At 41.8% G+C, this 22,815-nt stretch carries 16 protein-coding genes; 9 read left to right on the plus strand and 7 right to left on the minus strand.

Translation table 11 applies throughout. The annotated features are described in order from the left end of the window. Nucleotides 1-2 precede the first annotated feature (2 nt). The 5 genes from macB to PSF28_RS00670 all read left to right on the plus strand — a co-directional run bounded on the left by macB (nt 3) and on the right by PSF28_RS00670 (nt 6,479). Nucleotides 3-1,946, plus strand: coding sequence for a macrolide ABC transporter ATP-binding protein/permease MacB (macB, locus tag PSF28_RS00650; RefSeq protein ID WP_210836804.1), 1,944 nt, complete (start codon nt 3-5; stop codon nt 1,944-1,946). A 408-nt stretch (nt 1,947-2,354) separates the two neighbouring features. Beyond that, nucleotides 2,355-3,701, plus strand: coding sequence for a purine-cytosine permease family protein (locus PSF28_RS00655; protein WP_004909397.1), 1,347 nt, complete (start codon nt 2,355-2,357; stop codon nt 3,699-3,701). Between the two features lie 10 nt (nt 3,702-3,711). Further along, entirely contained in the window at nt 3,712-4,545 is an 834-nt protein-coding gene (locus tag PSF28_RS00660) for a nitrilase-related carbon-nitrogen hydrolase (protein WP_210836805.1), read from the plus strand. Then, nucleotides 4,542-5,294 carry an IclR family transcriptional regulator gene (locus tag PSF28_RS00665; protein ID WP_210836806.1) on the plus strand — a complete coding sequence of 251 codons (753 nt, stop codon included), beginning with the start codon at nt 4,542-4,544 and terminating at the stop codon, nt 5,292-5,294. The genes PSF28_RS00660 and PSF28_RS00665 overlap by 4 nt, the downstream gene beginning before the upstream one ends. A 237-nt stretch (nt 5,295-5,531) precedes the next feature. Beyond that, nucleotides 5,532-6,479, plus strand: a complete 948-nt coding sequence (locus PSF28_RS00670) for a DUF1177 domain-containing protein (protein WP_210836807.1) — start codon at nt 5,532-5,534, stop codon at nt 6,477-6,479. A 77-nt stretch (nt 6,480-6,556) separates the two neighbouring features. On the opposite strand, the gene cspD is transcribed toward PSF28_RS00670, so the two are convergent. Further along, on the minus strand, nt 6,557-6,802 hold the full coding sequence (gene cspD, locus PSF28_RS00675; protein ID WP_272665343.1) for a cold shock domain-containing protein CspD: 246 nt from the start codon (nt 6,800-6,802) through the stop codon (nt 6,557-6,559). 389 nt (nt 6,803-7,191) lie between these two features. On the opposite strand from cspD, the gene clpS reads away from it, so the two are divergent. Together clpS and clpA are read left to right on the plus strand one after the other, a co-directional pair. Continuing rightward, nucleotides 7,192-7,512, plus strand: a complete 321-nt coding sequence (gene clpS, locus PSF28_RS00680) for an ATP-dependent Clp protease adapter ClpS (protein WP_004256357.1) — start codon at nt 7,192-7,194, stop codon at nt 7,510-7,512. Between the two features lie 31 nt (nt 7,513-7,543). Then, the gene (gene clpA, locus PSF28_RS00685) at nt 7,544-9,826 is read left to right on the plus strand and encodes an ATP-dependent Clp protease ATP-binding subunit ClpA (RefSeq protein ID WP_210836810.1); all 2,283 of its coding nucleotides are present in this window, start codon (nt 7,544-7,546) and stop codon (nt 9,824-9,826) included. 60 nt (nt 9,827-9,886) lie between these two features. On the opposite strand, the gene infA is transcribed toward clpA, so the two are convergent. From infA to trxB, 6 genes are all read right to left on the minus strand, one after another. After that, nucleotides 9,887-10,105 (minus strand): translation initiation factor IF-1, encoded by a 219-nt coding sequence (infA, locus tag PSF28_RS00690; RefSeq protein WP_004244560.1) that lies wholly within the window; start codon nt 10,103-10,105, stop codon nt 9,887-9,889. Nucleotides 10,106-10,246: 141 nt separating this feature from the next. Then, nucleotides 10,247-10,948, minus strand: a complete 702-nt coding sequence (gene aat, locus PSF28_RS00695; RefSeq protein ID WP_210836811.1) for a leucyl/phenylalanyl-tRNA--protein transferase — start codon at nt 10,946-10,948, stop codon at nt 10,247-10,249. A 7-nt stretch (nt 10,949-10,955) separates the two neighbouring features. Then, on the minus strand, nt 10,956-12,698 hold the full coding sequence (gene cydC / locus PSF28_RS00700; RefSeq protein WP_272684458.1) for a heme ABC transporter ATP-binding protein/permease CydC: 1,743 nt from the start codon (nt 12,696-12,698) through the stop codon (nt 10,956-10,958). Between the two features lie 2 nt (nt 12,699-12,700). Next, nucleotides 12,701-14,467 (minus strand): heme ABC transporter permease/ATP-binding protein CydD, encoded by a 1,767-nt coding sequence (cydD, locus tag PSF28_RS00705; RefSeq protein ID WP_210836813.1) that lies wholly within the window; start codon nt 14,465-14,467, stop codon nt 12,701-12,703. A 414-nt stretch (nt 14,468-14,881) separates the two neighbouring features. Beyond that, nucleotides 14,882-16,561: a DUF7057 domain-containing protein gene (locus PSF28_RS00710; protein ID WP_272684459.1), complete on the minus strand. Its 1,680-nt coding sequence runs from the start codon at nt 16,559-16,561 to the stop codon at nt 14,882-14,884. Between the two features lie 182 nt (nt 16,562-16,743). Then, nucleotides 16,744-17,703, minus strand: a complete 960-nt coding sequence (gene trxB / locus PSF28_RS00715) for a thioredoxin-disulfide reductase (RefSeq protein WP_109911028.1) — start codon at nt 17,701-17,703, stop codon at nt 16,744-16,746. Nucleotides 17,704-18,238: 535 nt separating this feature from the next. Here trxB and lrp point away from each other — a divergent pair. Then, nucleotides 18,239-18,733 carry a leucine-responsive transcriptional regulator Lrp gene (lrp, locus tag PSF28_RS00720; protein ID WP_004256338.1) on the plus strand — a complete coding sequence of 165 codons (495 nt, stop codon included), beginning with the start codon at nt 18,239-18,241 and terminating at the stop codon, nt 18,731-18,733. A 423-nt stretch (nt 18,734-19,156) separates the two neighbouring features. Beyond that, nucleotides 19,157-22,810: a DNA translocase FtsK 4TM domain-containing protein gene (locus tag PSF28_RS00725; protein ID WP_272684460.1), complete on the plus strand. Its 3,654-nt coding sequence runs from the start codon at nt 19,157-19,159 to the stop codon at nt 22,808-22,810. The last annotated feature ends 5 nt before the right edge of the window (nt 22,811-22,815 follow it).

Consider the following 22,815-nt stretch of genomic DNA (forward strand, 5'->3'; position numbering starts at 1 on the left):
CTATGGCTGCGCTAATTGATCTTCAAGGGATCACTCGCCGCTACGGGGAAGGTGAAAACCAAGTTACGGTCTTAAAAAATGTCTCACTGCAAATTAATGCAGGTGAGATGGTAGCAATTATAGGTGCTTCTGGTTCAGGTAAATCTACACTCATGAATATTATTGGGTGCTTAGATAAACCAACAGAAGGGAATTACTGTATTGATGGCCAAAGCGTTGCAACATTAGATAACGACCAATTAGCAGAATTGCGTCGAGAACATTTCGGTTTTATTTTTCAACGTTACCATTTATTAAGCCATTTAAGTGCGGAGCAAAATGTTGAGGTACCTGCGGTATATGCAGGGGCAGGTAAAAACCAACGTCGTGAACGAGCAGCTCAACTATTACAGCGTTTAGGGCTTGGGGAGCGAATTGAATATCGTCCAAGCCAGTTGTCTGGTGGGCAACAACAGCGCGTGAGTATTGCTCGCGCTCTAATGAATGGCGGGCAGATAATTCTCGCGGATGAGCCAACAGGAGCGCTAGATAGCCATTCAGGGGAAGAGGTCATGAGTATTTTAAAAGACCTTTGTGCTCAGGGGCATACAGTGATTATTGTTACTCATGATCCCGAAATTGCTCAGCAAGCGGAACGTATCGTAGAAATTAAAGATGGCGAAATTTTGAAAGATTCGGGGAGTAAAGCCTCGATACGCACGAATTCATTACCAAAAGCTCCTGCAAGAAAACTCACATTAAATCAAATGTATGGCCGATTTAGTGAGGCATTGTTAATGGCTTGGCGAGCCATGGTTGTCAATAAAATGCGCACGCTGCTGACGATGCTTGGAATTATAATTGGTATTGCCTCCGTGGTTTCAATTATGGTGATTGGCGATGCGGCGCAAGGCATGGTACTCAATGATATTAAATCGATCGGAACCAATACCATTTCTATCTATCCTGGGAAAGATTTTGGGAGTGACGATGCGGAAAATAGGCAATCATTAAAGTCGTCGGATATTGACGCGATTGCTAAGCAACCTTATGTCCATGCTGTCTCTGGGGAATTAAATAGCTCAACTCGGCTAAGAAAAGGCAATTTAGATGCATCAGCTCAACTTTCAGGTGTTGGGCGTGATTATTTTAATGTTTATGCTTCAAGGTTTTCAGAAGGAATGGGGTTTACTCAAGATATGGCGGACAGACGAGCCCAAGTGGTGGTCATTGATGCTAACACCAAGCGCCGCTTTTTTCCTAAACAAGAGCATGTTATTGGCGAAACTTTACTCATTGGTAATATGCCAGCAACGGTCATCGGTGTACTTGAAGAAAAAAAATCAGCTTTTGGTTCGAATAAGTCATTATCCATTTGGTTACCAGACACCACGGTAAATAGTAAAGTGCTTAATCGGCCATACTACGACAGTATCACTGTGCGGGTTAAAGAGGGCTATGATGCTAAAACAGCGGAGCAGCAACTGATCCGTTTATTGACATTGCGTCATGGTAAGCAAGATATTTTTACCTATAACCTAGATACCTTTATTAAAACGGCAGAGAAAACAACCCAAACAATGCAGTTATTCCTCACACTAGTGGCCGTCATTTCATTAGTGGTTGGAGGAATTGGTGTGATGAATATTATGCTGGTTTCTGTGACAGAAAGGACGCGAGAAATTGGTATTCGCATGGCGGTAGGGGCTAGAACCAGCGATGTGATGCAGCAATTTCTCATCGAAGCCGTGCTGGTATGCTTAATGGGCGGGCTGATGGGGATTGGCCTATCGTATGGAATTAGTTTATTGGCTCAAATGGCGCTACCGGGCTGGACTTTCTCTTTTGATCCTGTGGCGTTAATCAGTGCCTTTGCTTGTTCAACAGCCATTGGTATTATTTTTGGCTTTTTACCGGCTCGAAATGCGGCTCGCTTAAACCCAATTGACGCATTAGCGAGGGAATAGTTTATAGCTTAATCATTTATAAGCTAAATAATAACTGTGTGTCTTCTGCATCACAGGGTTTGGTGCAGAAGATATAAAGAAGGCATTAAATGCTAACTTGAAAGAGATATCTGCTCAAGAATAGTCTCATTTATTGGAACTGAGTTCCTCAAATAAATTCTGCTAATTAAATGCGTTATTTTTAACTCCTTCATTTCCTGATAATATTTTTTTCAATCTATATATTCCCTCGTTTCCCAAAATATTTCATAATAAAAAACTATCTGAAAAGATAAATTCTGCTTGCGAATTGGTATCGATCATGGATATCATTTGCCTTGTAGAATAAATGAAACCTAGTTCCATATAATGGAACTTATAATAAAGCCAGTAAAAACTAAGCAAAGACAACCACACAGCAGGTGCGATATGGCGAATAAAGCAGGTGAAGATTATTCTTTGGCTCGAGTACCCCAAAGTGCTCGTAGACCGTTCTATGAAGTGTTAATTCTACGAATTGGCGCACTAGCTTGTGTTTCACAAGTGATGTTAGGTGCAGCTCTTGGGTATGGGTTAACTTTTTGGCAGGCGTTTTGGGCAACAATGCTTGGCTCTGTAATTTTACAGGTTGTCAGCTGGGGGCTTGGAGCGGCTGCGTGCCGTGAAGGAATGTCAATCAGCCTACTGTCTCGGTGGGCGGGTTTTGGTAAGTTAGGCTCAGCTCTCATTGGTGGCGCGATTGCTATCTCCTTAATGGGCTGGTTTGGCGTCCAAAATGGTTTCTTTGCGGATGGAATGTATAAAGCGACTAATGTGCTAACACCAGGGACTTGGTCACTTATTACAGGTATTGCGGTGACGGTTATAACAGTATATGGGTATCGATTTTTATCTATTACTGCCAATATCTCAACGCCGCTATTTTTATTCGCGTTAGGTTGGGCGACATATAATTTATTATCAGGTCAAGATATTGGTACACTTATCAATGACACTGAACCCGCCGGGCCATTAATGACTATGCCTGCGGCCATTACAATGGTTGCTGGTGGTTTTATTATTGCTGCAGTAACAACACCCGACATCAGTCGCTTTATGAAAGGGCCTAAAGATGTGTTTTGGATGACTCTCATCGGCACATTTTTTGGTGAGCTATTGGTTAATATGATAGCAGTACTAATGGCATTATCATTACGTACAAGCCAAGTATTTGATTTAATGATGGCGCTGACTGGCCTATTAGGTGCATCGATTGTTATCTTTTCGACTATAAAAATGAATGATATCAATCTGTATTCGTCATCTTTAGGTTTTTCTACACTGTTAAATGCCATCTTCAATAAGCGTTTTGACCGCCGTTATTTAACGTGGGTGATTGGTATCTTTGGCACAATCGCTTCAATGTTAGGGATCTTAGATAACTTTATTGGTTTCTTAATTTACTTAGGAATAGCCATCCCGCCTGTCGCAGGGATTATGGTTGTTGACTATTATTTATTGAAGCGTGACCGTAAAGAATTAGATATCACTCGAGAGCAAGGCATATTACCACCAAGCTGTGAAGCATATAACCCTGTTACATTAGTTGTGTGGGTGATTGCTGTGGCTGTTGGATGGGGAACCTCGGAATTAGGTCCATTGCACGCTGACTATGGTATCCCTGCGCTTAACTCTTTGATTACTGGTGCAGTAGCCTATTGGATAGGCATGCGCTGGCAGGCGAAAGCGAAAGGTGTTGAAACGGTACACTTTCGCAAAGTCTCTCATTTAGATTAAGGATTAAACAATGTCAGGTACAAAAGTTAAAGTTGCTCTGGCTCAGTTTGATTCAGAACTTGGCAATAAAACCAATAACTTGCAACGTATGGCGCAGTTATGCCAACAAGCCGCAGATTCAGGGGCAAAATTGATTTGTTTCCCTGAATTGGCGACAACAGGTTACCGTGGTGACTTACTGACCACTAAGTTGTGGGATTTAAGCGATTCCATCGGAAGTGAAACCTATAGGCTATTTAGCGAGCTTGCTACTCGTCTAAATATCACTATTGTGAGCGGCTTTGTTGAGCGTGGTGAATATTTAGGTGATATCTATAACTCTGTCGGTGTTTGGAATCCGGGATGTGAAGGTATCAGTGGTGTTTTTCGTAAAGTTCATGCCTTTGGGCTTGAAAAACAGTGGTTTGGGCGCGGTGATAGTTTCCCGGTGTTTGAAACACCGATTGGTAAAATCGGTATCATGATTTGTTATGACATGGGCTTTCCCGAAGTCGCACGAATTTTAACATTACAAGGTGCCGAATTGTTATTAGCTCCTTCAGCTTGGTGTGTTCAAGACCGAGATGTCTGGGATATTAACAGTGCTTGTCGTGCATTAGAAAATGGAACTCACTTACTTGCAGTGAACCGTTGGGGTCATGAAGAAGATCTGCATTTATTTGGTGGTAGTAAGGTTTTAGGTCCTCGCGGCCAAGTACTTTGTGAAGCCAGCTGTGAAGGTGAGGCGCTATTAATTGGTGAGGTTGATTTTTTAAACCAAGCCCATACACGCTTAAAAGTGCCTTATCTAAGAGATAGAAAGCCACAAAGCTACAGTGTATTAACCCAAGGTTTAGGGTCATGAGTATTTTATCTAGCGTTGTTGACGTTTACCAATTGTTCCTGCGTTCTGGAAATGAGCTGACTGTGACAACGTTGGTTAATGAATTAGGCATGCCTAAAAGTTCGGCCTCCCGCCTTTTAAAGCAAATGGCAGAGCTTGGGTTGTTAGAAAAGAAAAACAATGCACCGATATATCGGCCAGGTTTGCTGATTATGGAATTAGCGCATCGAGCTAGGGGAATGAATCCGTTAATCGATATGATGCTTGAAGCGCTTGATGAACTTGCGAAAGATAGCGGTTTTACCAGCTATGTGTCAGCACTTGACGATGATATGGTTCGCGTCGTTCATGCACGCTTTGGCAATAGCATGTTGCAAGTGATTACTCAACCGGGGACACGCTTACCCATACTGGGAACGTCAACGGGGCGTGCATTATTAGCAAGGTTACCGCTAAATGAGCGGTCAAAAATTATTGACCGTGAACCCAAAGAAGAGCGCGGTAAATTAGTTGAGCGTTTGGACATAGTGGCTGAGCGCGGCTGGGAATTTTCGATGGATGAATCCGTTGCTGGAGTCGCTTCCATATCTAGCACGGTGTTCGACCCAGCGCAAAATACGTTATATGCCTTGTGTTTAAGTTTGCCTGCAACGCAAATGAATGATGAGGTTATGGCGCTGTTATCCAAAAGTCTTTGCCATAAAGCCGCTTATCTTGGTTGTATGGTGGGTGACCCGTATTGGTTGCAAAAAAGCATGAATAAGTCATGAACTTATTTCGTGTCATAAAAGCAAACAGTAGTAAGAAGTAGGCAGTAGAAGTAATCAGTAAATTATAAATATTTATATTGTTATTATTTTAAGTGCGTGAATACGCCTTCATCAGGAAAAATGGAACCTCAATTATATGAGGCTCCATCTAGAGCGAAATGAGGTTAACTCGTTATTTTATGCGAGTTAACCTCAAAGTAGTTCTTCACTCCCATAAAAAAAATTAAAGGAAGTACAATGAGTCTAAAACAAACTCTTTGCGTATATGAGCTAATCGATTGCGCTAGTGTTAAAGGTGAAGACATTGTTGCATTGTTCCAAGATTTCCCACACATTGAAGTCATATCTAAAACGGTTAAGGATAATAAAGGGCAAAGCGATTTTGTTCGTATCCTTATTCCTGGAATACAAGGTAAATCACACCATAAAGACGCGCCAACGCTTGGGATCATTGGGCGCTTAGGTGGGATAGGTGCTAGGCCTTCTCGCATTGGTGTCGTGTCTGATGCAGATGGTGCGATTGCCGCACTTGCAGCAGCACTTAAACTGGCACAAATGTATGAAAAGGGTGATCGGTTACTCGGCGATGTCGTGATCACAACACATATTTGCCCCAATGCGCCAACACGTCCGCATACACCTGTTGATTTCATGGATTCCCCCCTTGAAGATGCTACGATGAATCAACATGAAGCGATCCCAGAAGCGGATGCTATTTTGTCTGTAGATACCACAAAGGGAAATCGTTTACTCAATCATAAAGGGTATGCGTTGTCTCCAACGGTAAAAAATGGTTATATTTTACCTGTATCAGAGGATTTAATCCGTTTGATGGAGTGGAGCAGTGGCCAAAAAGCGGTGACATTCCCGTTGTCCATTCAAGACATCACGCCATATGGTAATGGCCTACATCATATCAACAGTATATTACAACCTGCAGTATCTACATCTGCGCCAGTGGTTGGTGTCGCTATTTGCTCAGAAACGGTGGTGCCTGGTTGCTCTACAGGGGCTAGCCATGAGGTCGACATTGCAGCGACAGTGAAATTTATGATAGAAGTGGCTAAAGCATTCACAGGAAAGCAATGTGCGTTTTATGATGTTGAACAGTATGATTTATTAACGTCATTATATGGTGATATGTCGCACCTGCAAACCGCAGGCAATGGTGCGGTAAAGAAGTGATTAATTGATAAATAGTCACAGTTAATTATTAGTGTTGTCAGTGTTACTAAAATAATTAACTGTGCTCTATTGCTGAGCTATTGATTTAATTCGGTAATGTTGTCTGGGCCATCCTCAATGTTAATAGGAACAATGAGGTTTGCATGATTACCTTTTGGGCCAATAGTCACACTAAATTGAACTTTCTGGCCAGCTTTTAGTGTCCTGTAACCGTCCATTTGAATACAGGAATAATGAGCAAAAATATCTTCTCCGCCATCAGCCGGGCAAATAAAACCAAAGCCTTTTGCGTTATTGAACCACTTAACGATACCCGTCTCCATATTTCATCCTTCAGGTTTACCAATATTTGCGTTTAAAGCAATGTATAAAAACACACAAAATAAGTATAAGTACGATGTCATTTGTTCGTAAAATATACTGTAATAAATTGCCTTCTAAGGTCAAGAGGCGAGGTACAGGAATTAGTGGAAAGTGTTAAGAATTCGCTAATCAATAGCGCTCATTTTCTATAATATTTGATGTGGCTCACAGATTGCTAACCATGGAAGCAAAGGTGATTCCCATGGTACACTGTGACTTGAAGCAATATAGACAAAAACAGCATGGTTACGAAATGGTATAGTTTTGTGGTGTTATCAATATGATTGATAGAAATCGTTGATAATAAAGACTATGCTTAAATTGAAGTTAAACACTGAGCAAGAAAGTAATGAGTGATTTTCTGGGCACATTTAAAACTGACGTCATTTTTAAAGATGAAATAGAACAAACCTTACAGCCACCTTCGATGTATAAGGTGCTATTAAATAATGACGATTACACTCCGATGGATTTTGTTGTCGAAGTGTTACAAAAATACTTTTCTTTTGATGAAGAACGCGCTACACAGATAATGTTAGATGTCCATATTCAAGGAAAGGGCGTTTGTGGAATTTTTACTGCAGAGGTTGCTGAAACAAAAGCGGCACAAGTCAATACTTTTGCTCGTGAACATGAGTACCCTTTGCTTTGCACTATAGAGAAAGTCTAATTTGGCTTAATATCAATTTTGGGAGGTGCTTATGCTCAATCAAGAACTGGAGCTTAGTTTAAACGTAGCTTTTACGAAAGCGAAAGACAGCCGCCATGAGTTTATGACTGTAGAGCACCTATTGCTAGCGCTACTGAGTAATATCTCTGCTCGCGAAGCTTTAGATGCTTGTAAGGTTGATCTTGTTGCATTACGTCAAGAACTTGAACACTTCATCGCGCAAACGACACCTTTGTTACCCGAAAATGATAGCAGAGACACCCAGCCTACGTTGAGTTTTCAGCGTGTATTACAGCGCGCCGTTTTTCATGTGCAATCATCTGGGCGTAACGAAGTTAGCGGCGCAAACGTATTAGTTGCAATTTTTAGTGAGCAAGAATCCCAAGCTGCGTACTTATTACGTAAACATGATGTTAGCCGTTTAGATGTGGTTAATTATATATCTCATGGCACGATAAAAGGCGAAGAGGCGTCATCAGAACAAGATATCCCCTCTAGTAGCATGCAAAATGAAGAGCAGCCGGTCTCAGAAGACCATATGGACAACTTTACGACCAACTTGAACCAGCAGGCCAAGAAAGGGAATATCGACCCTCTAGTTGGACGTCAGGCTGAATTAGAGCGTACTATTCAAGTACTGTGCCGCCGTCGTAAAAATAACCCATTATTAGTTGGCGAGTCAGGTGTCGGTAAAACCGCGATTGCCGAAGGGCTGGCGTGGCGTATTGAGCAAGATGATGTTCCTGACGTAATGAAAGGTTGCACAATTTATTCATTAGATATTGGCTCATTACTGGCCGGAACCAAATACCGTGGTGACTTTGAGAAACGCTTCAAAGCATTATTAAAAATGCTGGAAAAAGATCCGAAGAGTATTTTATTTATTGATGAAATACACACTATCATCGGTGCAGGGGCGGCCTCTGGTGGGCAAGTTGACGCTGCAAATTTAATTAAACCGTTGCTATCCAGTGGCCGAATTCGTGTTATTGGTTCTACAACATACCAAGAATTTGGCAGTATTTTTGAGAAAGACAGAGCTTTGGCGCGTCGTTTCCAGAAAATTGATATTGTGGAACCAACTCCAGAAGAAACAATTCGCATCATCAATGGGTTAAAACCTAAATATGAAGCGCATCATGATGTTCGGTATACCGCAAAAGCGATTCAAGCCGCAGTAGACTTATCCATTAAATATATCACTGATAGACATTTGCCTGATAAAGCCATTGACGTGATCGATGAAGCTGGTGCACGAACGCGATTGGTTGCACCAAGTAAGCGTAAAAAAACTATTGGTGTACCCGAAATTGAAACTGTTGTGGCGCGTATCGCTCGTATTCCTGAAAAAACTGTTTCTTCAAGTGATAAAGACAAACTCAAGACACTCGACTCTCGTTTGAAAATGTTAGTGTTTGGGCAAGACAAAGCGATAGATTCATTGTCTGAGGCAATTAAAATGAATCGGGCAGGTTTAGGGTTAGAAAATAAACCGGTGGGTTCTTTCTTGTTTGCAGGTCCGACGGGGGTGGGTAAAACGGAGGTCACTGTTCAGTTAGCCAAAGCGCTGGATATTAAATTATTACGTTTTGATATGTCCGAGTATATGGAGCGTCATACTGTTAGTCGTTTAATTGGTGCTCCTCCTGGCTATGTCGGCTTTGACCAAGGTGGTTTACTGACAGATGCTGTTATCAAGCATCCACATTCAGTGGTGTTGTTAGATGAGATCGAAAAAGCCCATCCTGATGTGTTTAATATCCTCTTACAGGTAATGGACCACGGTACTTTAACGGATAACAACGGCCGTAAAGCAGATTTTCGAAATGTTGTTGTGGTAATGACAACTAACGCAGGGGTGCAAGAAACTCAGCGTCGTTCTATTGGTTTTGCTGAGCAAGATAATAGTACTGATGCGATGTCTGAAATCAAAAAGACATTCTCACCAGAGTTTCGCAACCGCCTTGATGGTATCATTTGGTTTAACTCATTAACTCCGGAAATTATTACGCAAGTTGTTGATAAGTTTATTGTAGAATTACAAGTTCAACTTGATGAGAAAGGCGTATCAATTGAAGTTAGCGCCGCGGCTCGCCGTTGGTTATGTGAAAAAGGTTATGATAAAGCGATGGGTGCCCGACCTATGGCTCGCACCATTCAGGATAACCTGAAAAAACCATTAGCAAACGAGTTGCTATTTGGTTCACTAACGAATGGTGGCTCTGTAAGTATCGGGCTTGATGAAAAAAGTAACACACTGACATACAGCTTCAGTAGCGTGCACAAGGCCTCTCCGGAGGATGCGGTATTCTGACGAATAGACCACAGGTGTATCAATGCACCTGTGGTTGTCAGGCCTTGCCTGAAGCGAATATCAACGGCTACGGAAAATGATTCGGCCTTTGCTCAGGTCATAAGGTGTTAACTCTACAGTTACCTTGTCGCCTGTCAGGATGCGGATATAGTTTTTACGCATTTTTCCAGAAATATGAGCAGTCACCACGTGACCGTTTTCCAGTTCAACACGGAACATTGTGTTTGGCAGGGTATCTAAAACTGTGCCCTGCATTTCAATATTGTCTTCTTTGGCCATCTAATCCTCTAAGTTTAATAACCGTGATTTTTAACGGGCAAGATAATGCCCAAAAACCCGCACTAAGTAAAGAAGTGTCGCATTTTAACGCGATCTTTATTTTTAAGTGAAGGAATAAAATTAATGTAAAACCAAAATTCATTAATCGAAAATTGGCGGTATTTCAATCGATTGCGGTATCCAGCAGGCGGGGTCAATCGCTTTGTCACGCCACCGATAAAGAATATGTAAAAAATCCCTACGGGATATCTCTTTTGCGCCGATTGAGGCGGTATGGTGGTTAAGTACCTGACAATCAAAAAGTTGCCCATTATAGCGCAAAAAATGAAAATAGAATGTAATAAAAGCAAATTTGGATGCATCATTCATTCTACTGAACATAGATTCCCCACAAAATAGGTGCCCCATGTTCACACCATACAGGCCTCCAACGAGTTTATCGTCATACCAAGCTTCGATGGAATGCGCCATACCTGCTTGGTGTAATGCCAAATACCCCGCTTGAACTTCCGGTAAAATCCATGTGCCTTCTTGGCGTACAGAACAAGCTTCAATAACTTGCTTGAATGCATGGTTTACAGTAATGCGATAAGTCTGCTTTTTTAATACTTTTTTCATTGACCGGCTAATATGAAGCTCACCAACCATGAGTACTGCTCTCGGGTCCGGAGACCACCATAAAGGCATCTCTCCTGGATTGAACCAAGGAAAGATACCATCATAATAAGCGGCTTGCAGCCTTTTTGATGAAAGATCTCCGCCAATCGCTAATAAACCATTGGGCTCCCGCATGGCTTCAGACACGGGAGGGAATAAATAGGAGTCGTCATCTAATTGATACATATACGCCTCAGAGCGGTTGCTGTGCCCAGTGGCGCTGGCGGAACTGATAATACTGGCCTTGCATGCCTAACAACGCTTGATGGGTACCTTGTTCGATGATTTTACCATTATCCATCACACAAATGTTATCCATTTCCTCTAAGCCCTGCATGCGGTGAGTAATGACAATTAATGTTTTATCAGCACATTTTTCTTTGAGTAGCGCTAAAATCTGTTGTTCTGTCTGCGCATCAAGCCCTTCCGTTGGCTCATCCATTAGAATTAATGGGGTATTATGTAATAAAGCACGGGCAATGCCTAAGCGGCGCTGTTCCCCACCAGAAAGCTGTCGACCGCCTTCACCCATCCATGCATTAAGCTTTAATTCGTTTTCTAATAAATTTCCCAAGCCAACTTGTTGTAATACTTCACTTAATTCGATATCAGTCGCTTGTTCATTGGCGAGTAATAGATTATTGCGTAATGTATCACTAAAGACATGAACTCGTTGTGGCACAACAGACATCATATTGCGTAACGATTTTTCGCTAAATTCGTTAATAGGCGTGCCATTTAAGTTGATGGTTCCGCTATCAACATCCCAAGCACGAGTTAATAATTGAAGGAGTGTTGATTTACCGCAGCCAGTTTTACCTAATAAAGCAAGGTGTTGGCCTTTATTTAACGTTAAAGATACATTGTGAAGAACGGCAAATGGTTGTTCTGGATAGGTAAATGAAATATTGTCGACAGTCAGGCTTTCCAATATTGCGATTGAAGGGCTTTCACTCGGGAAAGTTACCTCCGGTTTTGCGGTCATTAATTGGGAAACGCGAGTAGCAGACGCAATCACTTGCCCCATATGTTGGAAGGCTACCGCTACAGGGCCTAATGCTTCGAAAGCAGCCAGCGCACAGAAAACAAACAAAGCAATCAGAGCACCCGGCTTGGTATCCCCCCCGACATGGTCGGCTGCCATCCAAAGAAGTAGTGTAGCAGTCACACCAGAGGCAAATAAAATAATGGCTTGAGATAGCCCGGTAAGTGCTGCTTGCTGTTGTTGGCGTATTTGCCATTTATTTTCAATATTAAGCAAATTTTGGCGAAAACGGTCAGTGGCGCCAAACAATGTTAGCTCAGCTTGCCCTTGCAGTGCAGAGGTTAAAATAGTGCGATAACTTCCACGTAATTCGGTTAGTTCACGGCCGATAGGTTTACCAGCACGATAAAATATAAATGGCATGGTAAACAGTAAGAACAACATGATGCCACCCAGAGTCCATGCAAGACGAGGGTCGAGGTAACTTAAACCAAAAATAAGGACAAAGGTAACAAAAAACGCAGTAATGATCGGCGATAAAACGCGTAAATAGAGGTGATCTAGGGTCTCTACGTCGGCGACGAGGCGATTGAGTAATTCCCCCTGACGGAAACGGCTGATACCGCCCGGTGAAAGGGGTAATACTTTACTAAAAGCGAAAACTCGCAAATGAGCAAGTACTTTAAAGGTGGCATCGTGACTAACTAGGCGTTCCCCATAGCGGCCAGCGGTACGAAAAATAGCGGCGCCACGGACGCCCGCAGCGGGTAACATGTAATTAAAATAGTAAAGACCCGGAAAACCAGCAATTGCGGTTCCGGCTAAAAACCAACCGGAAAGGGTAAGTAAGCCAATACTCGCCAGTAAGGTCACAATCGCTAAGATGATACCTAATGTAATTAAAAACCAATGGCGGCGGTAAAGAGCTAAGAAAGGTAATAAAATTTTCATTATCAAAGCTCCTCACTACGATGGGCAAGTAATTGGGCAAAAGCGCCTTCTGATTGACTTAATTGTGTGTAATTACCTTGCTGAATGATTTGCCCATTAGCCATTACCCAAATTTGGTCATAATCAAGGGTTTCTTCCAGCAAATGGGTGACTAAAAGGGTTGTTTGCTGACTTGATAGCTGGTTAAGTGTTTGCATGACACGTTGCTCACTGTGGGAGTCTAAGCTCGCAGCGGGCTCATCTAGAAGTAGCATACGAGAAGGTTTCAACAGGGTTCGTGCAACGGCAACACGTTGAGCTTGTCCGACCGAAAGGCGGGCGGCATAGTCACCTAATTTGGTATTTAGACCGTCAGGCAAATGGGCTAAGAACTCGGAAACATATGCATTATCAATAGCCTGTTGAATTTCTGCCTCTGTAGCATTTGGCTTGCCTAAACAGATGTTTTCAACCAGTGTTTGCTCTGGAAGGTGAGGGTTTTGCCCAACCCAACCAAGTAATTCACGCCATTTATCAGGGCATAATTCACGAAGTTCAACACCATTGACGGTGATGGAGCCACGATAAGGTAAAAAGCCTAACAATAAATTGAGTAATGAGCTTTTCCCTGCGCCACTTTGACCAACAATCGCAATACGCTGTTGTGGTTCAATATTGAAATCTAATGGCCCAGCAAGGCGCACGCCATCATGGGATAAAATTTCTAATTGTTTAGCCTGAATATAGATAGCATCATCGCTCAGTGTTTGGGTTCCTTGTTGAGTGTTTTGTTCTCCATCACTGTTTAACAATGTTTCGAGTGTTTCAGCGGCACCAACAGCTTGTGCTTTGGCGTGGTAGTATGTGCCAAGATCTCGTAGTGGTTGGAAAAACTCTGGAGACAGTATCAGGGCAAGAAAACCGGCAAATAGTGTGACAGGTAGACCGTAGCTACCAAAGTTCATTTCACCTAGGTAAGAAAAACCAAAATAGACGGCAACAACAGCAATAGAAATCGATGCAAAAAACTCAAGTACACCAGAAGATAGAAATGCCATTCTTAGTACTTCCATCGTTCTAGAACGAAAATCCTCTGTTGATTCGCGAATTTGCTTAATTTCTGCTTTTTCACGAAAAAATAACCGCAAGGTATCAAGGCCTCGTAATCTATCGAGAAAACTACCGCTTAAACGGCCTAATGCAATAAAATTACGGCGGTTAGCATCCGCAGCACCTAACCCGACTAATGCCATAAAAATAGGAATTAGCGGGGCAGTGACGAATAAAATAAGTGCAGCAGCCCAGTTAAATGGGAAAATAGCAATCAGGATCATAATGGGGATGATCCCCGCTAAATACATTTGTGGAAGATAGCGTGAATAGTAGTCTTGCATGTCTTCAATTTGTTCAAGAATAATCGTGGCCCAGCTACCCGCAGGCTTACCTTTAACCCATACAGGGCCGAGCTCTTGAAGTTTATCGAGTACCATGGTGCGTATTTCTTGGCGTACCACTTGGCCACAACGAAAGCCAACACGTTCTCGTATATAGGTGACAATTGCACGTAAGACGAAAACGCAAATCAGAAGAATAAAGGGAGTTAATAGCTGTTCTCGAGGAACGTTATCCATAATCAATGCTTGTAAGATAACAGCTAAGAACCAGGCTTGAGCAATAATCAGTAATCCGCTCAAAATACCTAGTAACATAGAGATCTGCAACCAGCGCTTGGCAGGGGCACTGTGTTGTTTTAACCAACGTACCAATTCAGTCTGTCTTGATTTATCCATAATGATTTAGTTAGCAGGTGTAGTTTTAATGTCATTGAGTATAGTTAGGAAATACCAACCTAACGTTGCTTTTACCATGCGCTATATTGCAGTTGGACTATTTTATACCGCATGAGAACGATAATTTTTTGATCTGGTAACGCAATTGGTGGTTATAAGGAAATCTGCGTTTTTGATCTTACCCATAAATTCGGGTACTAGGGTACATCATAACAGTTTCACCACGATATGTTACATAATAAAAGTGGGTTATTTACGGTGAATTGTGTTTTGTTATTAAATTGTTTTGTAAAGGTAAATTTAATATTTCAGTAAGGTTTGGAATGTAATAATCTTGAGATGTTACTGTATTTTTACGTAATGAAAAGGTGACTTAACAAAGAAATGTTAAGCCACCTGCATTTTTAATTAGTATTAAGAAGTGGGGTCTATCATTAACCATTCTTTGGGTTTTAGTTTAAAGTTTCCTTTTAATAAATTATCCCAAGCCTGATCTTTTTCTTGCATGCTATTAAATGTACGAGTTTGCGTATCCATTAACTCCCAGGTCTGTTCCGTTTGTTGCCATATATTGCAATCAATACTCGAACTACTTGGGTAGGAATAGCACATAACTACATCATTTTGGTTGTTTTGGTTTACATCGGCCATAAAGCCCACACATGGGTATGGGTCATATTGTGAAGTGCAATACCACGCACTGCTAACATTTTCTCCGAGATCGAACCAGCTGTCTGGTATTGTGGGGCTATTTTGAGCCTGAATTAATACTGATTTCAGTGGTTTGCGCTGTTCTTCTTCATAAGGGCTAGTTTGGAATAGTTTTTGATATTCAGGGTTGTTATTGAGTTGCTCAAAAGCCTGTTGCCCTTTTTCACCTAATTGTTTTAAGTCATAAGCTAGCGAGCTATTGACTTTAATTTTGCCATTTTCAACGCCAGCAAGAATACTGTTTAGTGTGATACGTTTAAAATCAGCAATAGGGCTGTTAGTGACCAATATAATGGCAATTAGAGACAAGGCCCCCGCTTTATTGATAAATCCTAAATAGGACATCCATGCTGATCTTTTATAAATAATGGCAATACTGTAAGCAAAAACCAATACAAATAGGAATAAGGCAATAGTAAATGCATACAGGCGTTCAACACTCCAACTATACTGGTTAACTCGAACCAGAATGCCATAGAGAGAAAGCACTGAAAATGCATTGAGTAGAATAATGCTAATTAAGACAAAACCATTTAAACCTGTACGGTATTGATATTGGCTCGTGCCATCGCCATACACAAAATTGATAAAAATGAGATTTAAAATTAAAAACCATAGCATCACGGCGGAGCCTAATTCCGAGTAGCTTAAACCTGAAAAGTAGGAAACAACAAAACCACCTAAGAAAATAACGGCAACTATATTTAAGAGAGGTAAGAAAAAACGAGCAATAAAGCTAGCAAAATTACTGAGCTGTACATTTAGTGTTGCCCGTAAAAAAACTAAACTTACATTGAAGCCAAGTGCAAAGCTCACCCAGTAGATAACGTCGTTATCAAGAGCCTCACTCAAAAAATTAAGGTTAACAATATCAAATAGGAAACTGGCTATTTTTATGATTAAAGTTAGCAACCCACCGATAGCAGCAGCTAGAACACCTAAAAAGGTATTTTTAATATATAGCCCCATTAAGCAACCGTAATCGATTTTCCATGTTCTTGTTGCTTGCCACAGTTGCATCCAAGGAAGCATAAAAAAGAACAGGACGGTTAGGGTGATAAAGGCGAAGAATGGGTCTGTATCTGCAGGATTTTTAAAGTCTTGGGCATGCCAGTAATTGAGCCAGAAAATTAACCCAATAATAACGACGATGTTGAGATAAAAAATACCGGATTTTGCATTGGTAATTAGGTAACTTATTGCTGAAGGAACAAAAATAGCGAGCAAAATAGGCAGATATAGAGTGGTCGCGCTTAATTGGCTTTCTATACGGATGGAGTAATCAGTGGTGGCAGTGATGACGATGCCTTGCATCACGGCAAGTATGACAATAATAAAATAAGAATAACCGCGAATGGCATCATGTTCTAATTGTTGCCCCATACCTACACCCTATATTCGTAAATGTTATGTAAAAACAGTATAGGGAGTATTCGAGAAGTACAATATAAACTTGCTCTTAAAAATATATGTAAAACCAATAGTTAAGATGGGTAATATCAGTAACAAAAAAGGCTTCAATTGAATAAACATTGAAGCCTATTTAAATCACAATAATTTATTGATTATTTAGATGCTAAGCCATCAAGATAACGCTCTGCATCTAAGGCTGCCATACAGCCTGTGCCCGCAGAGGTAATGGCTTGACGGTAGATGTGGTCCATGACATCACCGGCAGCGAACACACCTTCAACAGAGGTTTGGGTTGCATTGCCTTGGGTGCCTGATTGCACTTTAATATAACCGTTGTCTAAATCGAGTTGGCCTTCAAAAATGCCTGTATTTGGACTGTGGCCGATAGCAATAAATGCACCCATAACAGGGATATCTTCTGTTGCGTGTGTTTTAGTACACTCTAAGCGTACACCCGTTACTCCCATGTCATCACCTAAGACTTCATTTAATGTACGGTCGGTATGCAGGATAATATTACCGTTCTCAACTTTATCCATTAAACGGTTAATAAGGATTTTTTCCGCGCGGAAGCTATCACGGCGATGAATTAAATGGACTTCTGATGCAATATTAGAAAGGTACAACGCTTCTTCTACTGCAGTGTTTCCACCACCAACGACAGCCACTTTTTGATTGCGATAGAAGAAACCATCACAGGTTGCACAAGCTGAAACGCCACGGCCTTTGAACGCTTCTTCTGAAGGCAGACCGATATAACGCGCGGAAGCGCCTGTCGCAATAATTAAAGCGTCACAGGTATATTCATTTTCATCGCCAATTAAACGGAAAGGGCGTTGTTTTAAGTCCACTTTTTGGATATGGTCAGAAATGATTTCAGTATCAAATTTTGACGCGTGCTCATGCATGCGTTCCATAAGCCCTGGACCGGTTAAACCTTCTGGGTCACCAGGCCAGTTTTCAACTTCAGTTGTGGTGGTCAATTGACCGCCTTTTTCCACCCCAGTAATCAATGCTGGGTTTAAGTTTGCACGTGCAGCATAGACAGCCGCAGTATAGCCTGCTGGGCCAGAACCAAGAATGATTAACTTGCGATGTGTTGTTGTGCTCATGAATTCCTCTTTAATCTAAAAAGCATTTATCAGATTGTAGGAGAAATAAGAGGCTAACAAAAGTGGTTTAAGTGCGACTTAGTTTCATTTGGCTTATTTCATCAATAGGTAAAACCGACAAAATGTAAAAAAGTGTGACAAAAAGTTGCTTGTGTCACGCATCACAATTTTTAGGAATTATCTTGAATTAAGGCTGCGAAACGTTTTACTGGAAAAAAAAGCGAAATCTTGTACTGATTTTTATTCATTTGCTTTGACAATCGGCTGCGCATTTGCGAAAACATCAGTGTAAGAGTTAATTATCTAGCGGATCAATGGAAATGGCGCATTTTTGTTCTCACTGGAAAATTAACTTTACACTACTTACAAATTTAAAATACAAGTAAAAATTGTGGGTGATAATTACATTCACACTAACTTCAGCATTACGAATAAAATTTGCTCCTGAACACGAATTCCTAAATAAAAAAGGTGGCGGCTAAGGTGCTTATTTTTAGATGTAGAAAATAACAATTAGAGAAAGAGAGATAAAGAGATGATTGACAATAAAAAGCGTCCAGGCAAAGACCTTGACCGTATCGACAGGAATATATTAAACGAGCTACAAAAAGACGGGCGAATTTCTAACGTAGAATTATCTAAACGAGTTGGTTTATCCCCAACACCTTGTTTAGAGCGTGTGCGTCGTCTTGAGAGACAAGGATTTATCTCTGGCTATACGGCGTTATTAAATCCACACTACTTAGATGCATCTTTACTCGTGTTTGTTGAAATTACACTCAACCGCGGTGCAGCTGATGTGTTTGAGCAATTCAATACTGCAGTTCAAAAATTGGAAGAAATTCAAGAATGCCACTTGGTTTCTGGTGACTTTGACTACCTGTTGAAAACGCGTGTGCCAGATATGTCCGCATATCGTAAACTGTTAGGTGAAACTCTGTTACGTTTACCAGGCGTGAACGACACTCGCACCTATGTAGTTATGGAAGAAGTTAAACAAAGCAACCGCTTAGTGATCAAAACTCGCTAATCATAGCTTTTTAACCTCGCTTCAGCACAGCATTTCAGCTTTGTTGCCGCACTGCAGTTTCAACGCTGAGTTTACTCAGCGTTGTTCCGTTTTCTCACCTCATTTGCAGCTAGATAAAAACGTAATATCTCTCCTTTAAAAGGCATTGTCTGACCGTAATCCAAGTCTTTCTGTGTTATTTTGCAAAGATTACTTAGCAATTGATAAATTTTATTTCCAATTTATTGATTCTAAAGCTATAAATATTTAGGACTTTTGATGAGAAATAGAAATTGAATCGTCATACATTAGATGGAATACTGCATCTTAGCGTTTTCATAATGTCCTGATTTACCTTAGATGTTGTAAAGCAGGCAGAGTCAGGCGTTTAATGGTAGAATAAACCTAGGTTAGTCAAGAACATCAGTTAGCAAAGAAACAATAATGAGCCAAGAATATACAGAAGATAAACACATCAAATTTAAAAAACTAAGTAGCGGGAGACGGCTATTAGAGGTTATTTTGCTCGCAATATGCTTGAGCGCACTCTTCTTAATGGTGGCTTTATTGAGCTTCAGCCCTTCAGATCCAAGTTGGTCACAGACAACTTGGAATGCCCCAGTGAAAAATTTAGGGGGGAGTGTTGGTTCATGGAGCGCTGATATCCTTTTCTCTGCTTTTGGTATTCTTGCATTTGCTATTCCTCCCTTATTACTTCTAGGGTGCTGGGCGATTTTCCAATACGAAAGTCAGCGCCGATATATTGACTTTTTCTCTTTATCATTAAGATTAATTGGTGGTTTAGCACTTATTTTATCCTCTTGTGGGCTCGCGGCTCTCAATTTTGATGACTTACCTAACTTCGCCTCTGGTGGTGTGATTGGCAGTGTATTTAGCAGTGCAATTATGCCGTGGTTCAATTCATTAGGTGCTACGTTAGCATTGCTATTTTTATGGGCAATAAGCTTTACCCTGTTTACTGGGTGGTCATGGCTTACAATAGCAGAAAAAATTGGTGCGGCTGTGCTTCTCCCAATTACGTTGCTGATAAATCGAGCTAGGGGAGATGATTTAGATAACTATGATTATGACGTTGAAGAGACTGAAGGGGCTTTACAGCGTGCGCAAGAAGCTGAGCACAGGGCCAATGACGATCTAGAAAATATTGATGCGGATGATATTTTATTTTCCGCTCCCACAGTGGCTGAATTAGTTACTGAAATCGCTCCAACAACGGAAAAAACGACGAATGAAGCGATTACTGCGACAGAAAACTCAATCCCATTGGTGAATCAAAACGTATCTGAGCAAGTTCCAGTACCGGCCTTCTCGGCAGTGGATGAGCCGAGCACATATCATTTTGAAGTACCTGAAGATTACCAACCTAAGCTGGGTGCTGATTTTGATACAACATCTGATACCGTTAATGAGCCGTTAGTTCAAGCGTCGCCATATGTTGCGCCAGAAGAACAGATGTTTAGTGTTCAACATCATCAACAAACAGAACCACAGAAACAAGGTAATACCGCTTACCAAGAGTATTCAGATAAACAAAAAACGCCTGTTCAGCAAGCTGCTTTTGAACCACAAACTCACTCAGTTCCACCATTTGACACTACCAATATGACGCAAAGTGTTATTCCTTCATCAGTCACTGAAAAGGGCTCTAACCCTGCGGCATTAGCAGCTGCGGGTATTTCAGTGGCTGCGCTGGAACGTCATGCTCAGGTTAAACAAAATATGGAACCAGAGCTTCCGCGGCCAAACCCTGTTCGCTTACCGACTCGTCGTGAGTTATATGGTATTCGCATTCCATCGTTACGTGATGCAGAATTACAACGGCGTGAAGAAGAAGCCTCTAAGCGTGAGCAGATATATCAGCAGTGGTCTGCGAGTGAGTCTGAGCAACTTGAAACTGATGATGAAGCACAACAAGGTGAATTGCTACGAGCGCAGTTTTTAGAGCAGCAACGTGAACGTTATGGTGAAGTTGATGAAACGGATTATGAAGTGCCGTTAAATAGCGTACATTCAGATGAAGAACCATTGCAAAATGAGCCAATGACAGAAAATAAAATCAGCTCATTTACACAGCCAGAAATTGAACACCGTTGGGCGTCGGCTTCACTACAGTCCAATAATACGCATACAATCCCAGAACCTGAGGAAGTTGCGCCAATCGTGGATAATGGCTATCAACCTCAGTTCACGCAAGAGTATTCTTCGCAAGAGCAAGAGGACTTTGAGCCTAAGATTGATTTAAGAAAAGAGTTTTCTGTACTGGATAGTTTTACCCCTATTGATGACTTGGTTGATAACGAGCCGGCTGACCCATTATTTATGCCGTCATTTAGTGCGTCTTCTGTTCCACCTGCGGCTCCACAAAATAATATTGATAATATTGCTAAAGGGCTTGGCAACCCACAATCGGTAACACAAACTTTTGCGCAGCCACAGCAGCCACAGCAGCCACAGCAGCCACAGCAGCCACAGCAGCCACAGCAGCCACAGCAGCCACAGCAGCCACAGCAGCCACAGCAGCCACAGCAGCCACAGCAAGATAGCTTATTCCACCCGTTCTTAGTGCGTAATGACCAACCATTACCGAAACCAACAACGCCAATGCCATCTCTTGATTTGCTGGCAAGCCCACCAGCGCAAGAAGAGCCAGTGGACATGTTCAAACTTGAACAAACAGCGAGGCTGATTGAAGCAAGGCTCAATGATTATCGTGTTAAAGCTGAAGTGGTTGGGTTCTCGCCAGGTCCAGTCATCACTCGGTTTGAACTTGATCTAGCGCCGGGAGTAAAAGCAGCAAGAATATCTACATTGTCACGTGACCTTGCTCGTTCGTTGTCAACCGTAGCCGTACGTGTTGTAGAAGTGATACCAGGTAAACCTTATGTGGGCCTAGAGCTCCCTAATGAGAAACGGCAAACCGTTTACTTGAGTGAAGTATTAGACTGCGATGACTTCCGCAAAAATCCATCTCCTCTCACTATTGTGTTAGGGAAAGATATTGAAGGCGATCCTGTCGTTGCCGATTTAGCGAAAATGCCACATTTACTCGTTGCGGGGACAACCGGCTCTGGTAAATCTGTTGGGGTCAATGCAATGATCCTCAGCATTTTGTATAAAGCGAAACCAGAAGATGTTCGCTTTATCATGATTGACCCGAAAATGCTCGAATTATCCATTTATGAAGGTATCCCGCATCTATTGACAGAAGTGGTTACTGACATGAAAGATGCGGCAAATGCCTTGCGTTGGTGCGTGAATGAAATGGAACGCCGTTATAAATTGATGTCTGCGCTAGGGGTACGTAACCTAGCGGGTTATAACGATCGCATCAAAGCGGCAGACGAAATGGGACGGCCAATCCCTGATCCACATTGGAAACCCGGTGATAGTATGGATGCAGAGCATCCAATGCTGAAAAAAGAACCTTACATTGTTGTCATGGTTGATGAGTTTGCTGACTTAATGATGACGGCAGGTAAAAAAGTGGAAGAGCTAATTGCACGATTAGCGCAAAAGGCACGTGCAGCGGGTATCCATTTGGTATTGGCAACCCAACGACCATCGGTTGATATTATTACAGGGTTAATCAAAGCAAATATTCCAACACGGATTGCTTTTACGGTATCCAGTAAGATTGACTCTCGTACGATCCTTGACCAAGGCGGCGCGGAGTCTTTACTTGGTATGGGGGATATGCTGTATTTACCACCAAACTCTTCAATTCCAGTGCGGGTGCACGGCGCCTTTGTCCGTGACCAAGAGGTTCATGCCGTTGTGAATGATTGGAAAGCTCGCGGTAAACCACAATATATTGATAGCATTACAACCTGTAGTGATGATAGCGAAGGCGGTGGTTATGATAGTGGTGGCGAAGAGCTCGATCCGCTGTTTGACCAAGCTGTAGAGTTTGTTATTGAGAAACAACGAGTTTCCATTTCTGGGGTTCAACGCCAATTCAGGATCGGTTATAACCGTGCTGCAAGGATTGTTGAGCAAATGGAAATCCAAGGTATTGTTAGTGAGCAAGGGCACAATGGTAACCGTGAAGTTCTTGCTCCTCCGTCAATGGGACATTAATAATT

The organism is Providencia sp. PROV130 (assembly GCF_028482225.1).
Lineage (GTDB): Bacteria > Pseudomonadota > Gammaproteobacteria > Enterobacterales > Enterobacteriaceae > Providencia > Providencia rettgeri.